The 6,012-nt window shown below is 67.6% G+C and carries 4 protein-coding genes; 1 reads left to right on the forward strand and 3 read right to left on the reverse strand.

Annotated features, from left to right (window positions below; translation table 11 throughout):
• Positions 1 to 201 precede the first annotated feature (201 nt).
• The 3 genes from HUW46_RS36950 to HUW46_RS36960 form a co-directional block, all read right to left on the reverse strand.
• On the reverse strand, positions 202 to 1,365 hold the full coding sequence (locus tag HUW46_RS36950) for an HNH endonuclease signature motif containing protein (RefSeq protein WP_254126684.1): 1,164 nt from the start codon (positions 1,363 to 1,365) through the stop codon (positions 202 to 204).
• 538 nt (positions 1,366 to 1,903) lie between these two features.
• A complete protein-coding gene (locus tag HUW46_RS36955) occupies positions 1,904 to 3,064 on the reverse strand; it encodes an acyl-CoA dehydrogenase family protein (protein WP_215543347.1) in 1,161 nt (386 codons plus the stop codon).
• Positions 3,061 to 4,209: a CaiB/BaiF CoA transferase family protein gene (locus HUW46_RS36960; RefSeq protein WP_215543348.1), complete on the reverse strand. Its 1,149-nt coding sequence runs from the start codon at positions 4,207 to 4,209 to the stop codon at positions 3,061 to 3,063. Before HUW46_RS36960 ends, HUW46_RS36955 begins: the two co-directional genes overlap by 4 nt.
• A 169-nt stretch (positions 4,210 to 4,378) precedes the next feature.
• Between HUW46_RS36960 and gabT the strand changes: the two genes are divergently transcribed.
• Positions 4,379 to 5,719, forward strand: a complete 1,341-nt coding sequence (gabT, locus tag HUW46_RS36965; RefSeq protein WP_215543349.1) for a 4-aminobutyrate--2-oxoglutarate transaminase — start codon at positions 4,379 to 4,381, stop codon at positions 5,717 to 5,719.
• The last annotated feature ends 293 nt before the right edge of the window (positions 5,720 to 6,012 follow it).

Below are 6,012 nucleotides of genomic sequence, written 5' to 3' on the forward strand. Positions count from 1 at the left end.
TCCCTGGACGACATGATCATCTCGCTGTACGCGGGCGGGAGTGTGGCCTTCGACAACCAACATGGTCACCACGACAGAGCCATGCCTGTAACGGCACGGCATAGCCAGAACCCTCCCCTTCGCTGGTAGTTGCTGAAGAGCCGGGTTTTGTTCCGGCAGTCTGTTGTGGACATAGCTGCCGCTGGATGGCGGCTGAGTTGTTTATGCGGCGCGGGGTTGGGCGGTGTGGTGGTTGGTTCGGGATCTTCGCCAGGGGTCGATGAAGTCGGGTGGGGTGAATTCGGGGAGGCCGTTGACCATGCGGAGTGTCCAGTCGCTACGATGCAACAGCCGATGGTGGTGAGCACACAACAGCACGAGATTGCCCACCTCGGTGAGGCCGCCGTGTGCCCACGCCACGACATGGTGCGCCTCGCAGTGGCGCGGCGCGCGGGAACAACCGGGAAACGCGCATCCTTTGTCGCGCATGGCAAGCATGTATCGGATCGCTTCGGTGACCAGGCGCTTCGCCCGCCCGACTTCGAGGGGTTGGCCTTTGCCGTCGAGCATCATCGGGATGATTCTGCAGTCGCAGGCGAGGATGCGGGCTTCGCTGGCGGTGATATCGGTGACCATGTCCAGACACGCCTTGCCCAGTTCGGCTTTGAGGTCGGCCAGGGGGATCGTCACGATCAGATCCGCCCGGCCGCCACTGCGGTTCGGGGATTCGGGGTGGCTGGCGGCGAGGGCGACGATCTCCATGAACGCGTCCCCGTACCGCGCCGCCCGGCTCCGCACCACGGTGCCATCGGACTCCCCGGCACGGGGTGTCGCGAGAGGATCGAGCAGAGCGAGGGTTTTCGCGGCGGAGATCGGGTCGAGGTAGCCGTCGAACTTGGCTGACCCGTCCTTGCGCTGATGGACGTGCAGGGCACGTCGGGGTTCGGCAGTGTCGCGAGGTTCGGGCCCGTCGGGGTCGAGGTAGCCGAGAATCTCCTTACCCAGCTTGCTGATCTCCGACGTACCCGCCTTCCGCGCCAGCTCCACAAGAGACCGCTCCGCGAACTCCCGATCTTCAACCGGAGTCGTGGCCGGGATCTTCTCCAGGACCCGCACGATCTTGTCCACATGCTCCGGCGAGATCGCGCCCTCCCTGGCAGCATCCCCGACAAGGGGTGCCGCGGCGGGAATCTCCGCACCATCGATCCCCTGGCTCGGGTTGGTCACCAACGCCCGCTTCACCAGCTTCTTCATCTCAGGCCCGGTGCAGCGCGCGATATCGGCCACCAGCCCGGCCACACTCGTGTACCCCAGATCGCGGGCACCACCGTTGTCCAGGTGCGCGATGATGCGGTGGATACGGGCTTCCTGCTGCCACCACGACATCAACTCTTCCCGTAGCAGTGCGGCAACCTCACGCGCGTCAAGCCGCCACAGCCCATCCTGCTGCGGCACAAGGGAAAGAGAAGTCTCGGACACGCCTCAATTCTACCGCGATCGCACACAGGTTCGACTGACCCGATCGGGTGAACAAGTTGTCAAGTCCACAATGGACAGGCATTGACCACGTTCTGCCCCAAGGGAATCTGACCTCCGAGATCTTACGGAACCGCCGCTCAACCGCGACCCGGGAAACGGAAGCGAGCCCGCTCCTTCCCGTCCAAAGCCATCGGTAAACCGCAACCCGACACGGCGAACCGACCACGCCGCAGTAACACTGAAGCTTGAGAGCGAAGCGACGACATGAGAGGTGAGAAAGCCAGCACAAACCCCGTGGCACCAACAGAACCAGCGCAAGCGATCTTACGGAACCACCGCCCAACCCTGACCCGGAGAACAGAAGCCGCTCCGCTCCTTCCCGTCCAAAGCCATCGGTAAACCGCAATCCGACACGGCGAACCGACCACGACCGTTGACCAGAAACCTAGCGATACGCCGGAATACCCGTCAAAGCCTGCCCCACCACCAACGTGTGTACCTCCGAGGTGCCCTCATACGTCAGCACGGATTCCAGGTTGTTCGCGTGGCGTAGTGGTGCGTATTCGGTGGTGATTCCGCTGCCGCCGAGGATGGTTCGGCATTCCCTGGCGATCGCGAGTGCTTCCCGTACGTTGTTCAGTTTGCCGGTGCTGATTTGTTCGCTTCGGATCGTGCCGCGGTCCTTCAAGTCTGCCAGGTGCTGGGCCAGTAGCATCGCGCAGTTCGCCGAGATTGCCATGTCGGCCAGTTTTCGTTGGGTGAGCTGGAATCCGGCGATCGGCTTGCCGAACTGCGTTCGCGTCTTCGCGTAGTCGAGTGCGCATTCGATCGAGTCCCGTGCTGCTCCGACGGCGCCGAACAGGATGCCGAACCTGGCTTCGTTCAGGCAGGACAGCGGGGCGGACAGTCCGCGGGCCAGTGGCAGCAGCGCGCTGCCGGGGAGGCGTACGCGGTCGAAGACGAGTTCGGCGGTGACCGAGGCGCGGAGGGAGAGCTTGTGGCCCAACGACCGTGCGGTGAATCCCGGGGTGCCCGCGGGGACGAGGAAGCCCCGTATGCCGTCTTCGGTGCGGGCCCATACCGTTGCCACGTCGGCGATCGAGCCGTTGGTGATCCACATCTTGGTGCCGTCGAGTACCCAGTCGGCGCCGTCGCGGACGGCGCGGGTGCGCATGCCACCCGGGTCCGAGCCGAAGTCCGGTTCGGTGAGGCCGAAGCAGCCGATGGCCTCGCCCGCCGCCATGCGGGGCAGCCATTCGGCCTTCTGCTCGTCCGAACCGTAGCGGTGGATCGAATACATCGCCAGTGAGCCCTGCACCGAAACGAAACTGCGGAAGCCCGAGTCGGCGGCTTCGAGTTCGAGGCAGGCTAAGCCGTACCCGAGCGCGCTCACTCCCGCGCAGCCGTATCCGTCCAGGTGCATCCCGAGCACGCCCAGCTTGCCGAACTCCGGTGCCAGTTCGCGCGGGAAGATCCCGGATTCGTACCATTCGCGGATACCCGGCCGGAGGCGGTCCGCGGCGAACCTCGCCACGGTTTCCTGGATGTCCCGTTCCTCCTGCGGGAGGGTCGACGCGATGTCGAGCAGGTTCAGCGGGTCGGTCATGATCGATCTCCTGTGGATAGTGGGGTGTCCAACCAGGACTCGAGGTCCTCGGTGTGCTCGCCGAGCCGTGGCGGCGGCCGGTGGTAGCCGGGCGGGGTCCGCGACAGCCCGATCGGGTTGGCCACGAGGTTGCCGTCCCGGCTCGGGACGAGCGGTCGCAGCCCCAGTTCTTCGGCGAGGGCGAAGGCGCCGTCGAGATCGTTGACCGGGCCGCACGGCACACCGAGCGGGCTGAGCGCGGCGAACCAGTCGTCCGCGGTACGGGCCGCGAGCCGCTCGGTGATCAGTTCAGTGAGTTCTTCGGCGTGCTCGACGCGTTGGGGGTTCGTCGCGAAACGCGGGTCCTCGGCGAGCCCGATTCCCTCGCACAGCGCGGTGAACTGGCGGTCGGTGCCGACGGCGAGCACGATCGGGCGGTCGGCGGCGGGGAACACCGCGTACGGCGCGATCGACGGGTGCCGGTTGCCCATGGCGGCGGGCACGACGTCGGCGAGCGTGTACCCGGCGCTCTGGTTGACCATGCCGGACAGCAGCGTGCTCAGCAGGTTCACCTCGACGAGCTGCCCTTCGCCGGTCCGCTCGCGGTGCCGCAGCGCGGCGAGGATGCCGACCGCGGCGTGCAGGCCGGTGAGCACGTCCACCAGCGCGACGCCGACCTTCACCGGTTCGCCCGGTGCGGGCCCGGTGACGCTCATCAGCCCGCCGACCGCCTGCGCCAGCAGGTCGTACCCGGGCAGCGCCGCGCCACCGCCCGCGCCGAAACCGGTCACGGAGCAGTACACCGCGCGGGGGTTCAGCGACCGGACGCGCTCGGGGTCGAGCCCGTGGCCCGCCATCGTTCCCGGCCGGAAGTTCTCGATCACCACGTCGGCGCGGCGCACGAGTTCGGTCGCCCGCCGGTGCCCGTCCTCGGTGCGCAGGTCGAGCGTCAGTGAGCGCTTGTTCCGGTTGACCGAAAGGAAATAGGTCGCTTCGTCACCGGCGAACGGCGGGCCCCAGGCACGGGTGTCGTCACCGCCGTCGGGCCGCTCGACCTTGATCACCTCGGCACCGAGATCGCCGAGGAGCATGGTCGCGTAGGGGGCGGCGAGCACCCGCGAGAAGTCGGCCACGAGCAGGCCGTCGAGTGCCCCTTCGATGGTCATGGATACCTCCTGTCGGCTGAGCCGGGTCAGCGTCGCCCGCGGGTGGCCGCACGGGCACTCGACGAGTCGTCCATCTCCCGGCGCCGACGGTGGACGACTCGTCGATCGTGCCGTCCCGGCCCGGCGCCTACCGTCGTCCGCGATTCAGCCGGAGAGACGGAGGTATGGCGTGGTCGAGCGGAAGAGCGGACCGGGACTGGCACAGGTCCGCCGGGTACGCACCGAGATCCCCGGGCCGAAATCGGCGGAACTGCTCCGCAGGCAACGCGCGGCGCTCCCGGCCGGGGTCGGATCCTCGCTGCCGGTGTTCGTCACCCAGGCGGGCGGCGGGGTCGTGGTCGACGTGGACGGCAACTCGTTCATCGACTTCGGCAGCGGGATCGCGGTCACCACGGTCGGGAACGCCGCGCCGCGCGTGGTCGAGCGAGCGGCCGAACAGCTGGCCCGGTTCACCCACACCTGTTTCCTCGTCAACCCGTACGAGTCCTATGTGGAGGTTTGCGAGAAGCTGAACCGGCTCGCGCCGGTGCCCGGCGAGAAGCGCACGTTCCTGGTGAACACCGGCGCGGAAGCGGTGGAGAACGCGGTCAAGATCGCGCGCGCCGCGACCGGCCGCACCGGGATCGTGGTGTTCGACCACGGCTACCACGGGCGGACGCTGCTCACCATGAGCATGACCGCCAAGAACGCGCCGTACAAGCAGGGCTTCGGCCCGTTCGCGCCCGAGGTGCACCGCGCGCCGATGGCGTACCCGTACCGCTGGCGCGGGGACAGGGAACGGTGCGCGGAAGAGGCCGCCACCGCGCTGGCCGACCTCCTCGACCGGCAGGTGGGCGCGGAGAACGTGGCCGCGGTGGTCGTCGAGCCGATCCAGGGCGAGGGCGGGTTCATCGTGCCGCCGCCGGGATTCCTGCCCGCGGTGGCCGAGATCTGCGCCGCCCGCGGCATCCTGCTGATCGCCGACGAGGTGCAGACCGGGATCGCGCGCACCGGCACCCTGTTCGCCTGCGAGCACGAGGGCATCCGCCCCGATCTGCTGGTGACCGCGAAGGGTCTCGGCGGTGGCCTGCCGCTCGGTGCCGTCACCGGCAGGGCCGAGCTGATGGACGCGGTGCCGCCCGGTGGGCTCGGCGGTACCTTCAGCGGCAACCCGGTCGCCTGCGAAGCCGCGTTGGGCGTGTTCGACGAGATCGAGCGGCACGACCTCGTGCGCAGGGCGGGCGAGATCGACCGCATCATGCGGCCCGTGCTGGAGGACCTCGCCGAGCGGTACCCGTTCGTCGGTGACGTGCGGGGACGCGGTGCGATGCAGGCGATCGAGATCGTCCGAGGGCCGGACGGGACCCCCGATCCCGCGCGGACCGCGGAGATCAGCGGGCGGTGCCACCGCGACGGCCTGCTCACCCTCACCGCGGGCAGCCACGGCAACGTGCTCCGGTTCCTGCCTCCGCTGTCCATTCCGGACTCATTGCTGGCGGAGGGGCTGGAGGTGCTGGCGAAAGCGCTCTAGTGGAGATCCGCCATTGTGCTGATGCGTTTCGAATACCGTTTTGATAAGGGAGTGTGGTAAATCGCGATGATCGTCGTCGTGGATGATTCCACAGAGATGACTGTTCCTGGCCTCCGGTGGCGGCTTTCCCGATTCCGGGCCACATTCACGCCACGTGGACGGTGGCGGAAATGGTCAGGGTGCTGATTCCTCACAGACAGTAGCGACCCGGTTCCCGCGCTATTTCGTGCTACGGAGAATCGCTTGCCGTGGAAACGCGGGGCTGCAAGAGTGGCCGGGTACACGAGTGGGGG

The sequence above is a fragment of the Amycolatopsis sp. CA-230715 genome (assembly GCF_018736145.1).
In the GTDB taxonomy this organism is placed as follows: domain Bacteria; phylum Actinomycetota; class Actinomycetes; order Mycobacteriales; family Pseudonocardiaceae; genus Amycolatopsis.

What these genes read in the sequence shown, in the direction of transcription:
- HUW46_RS36950 (WP_254126684.1), bottom strand. Translation starts at nt 1,365, where the DNA reads ATGTCGTGGTGGCAGCAGGAAGCCCGTATCCACCGCATCATCGCGCAC.
- HUW46_RS36955 (WP_215543347.1), bottom strand. Translation starts at nt 3,064, where the DNA reads ATGACCGACCCGCTGAACCTGCTCGACATCGCGTCGACCCTCCCGCAG.
- HUW46_RS36960 (WP_215543348.1), bottom strand. Translation starts at nt 4,209, where the DNA reads ATGACCATCGAAGGGGCACTCGACGGCCTGCTCGTGGCCGACTTCTCG.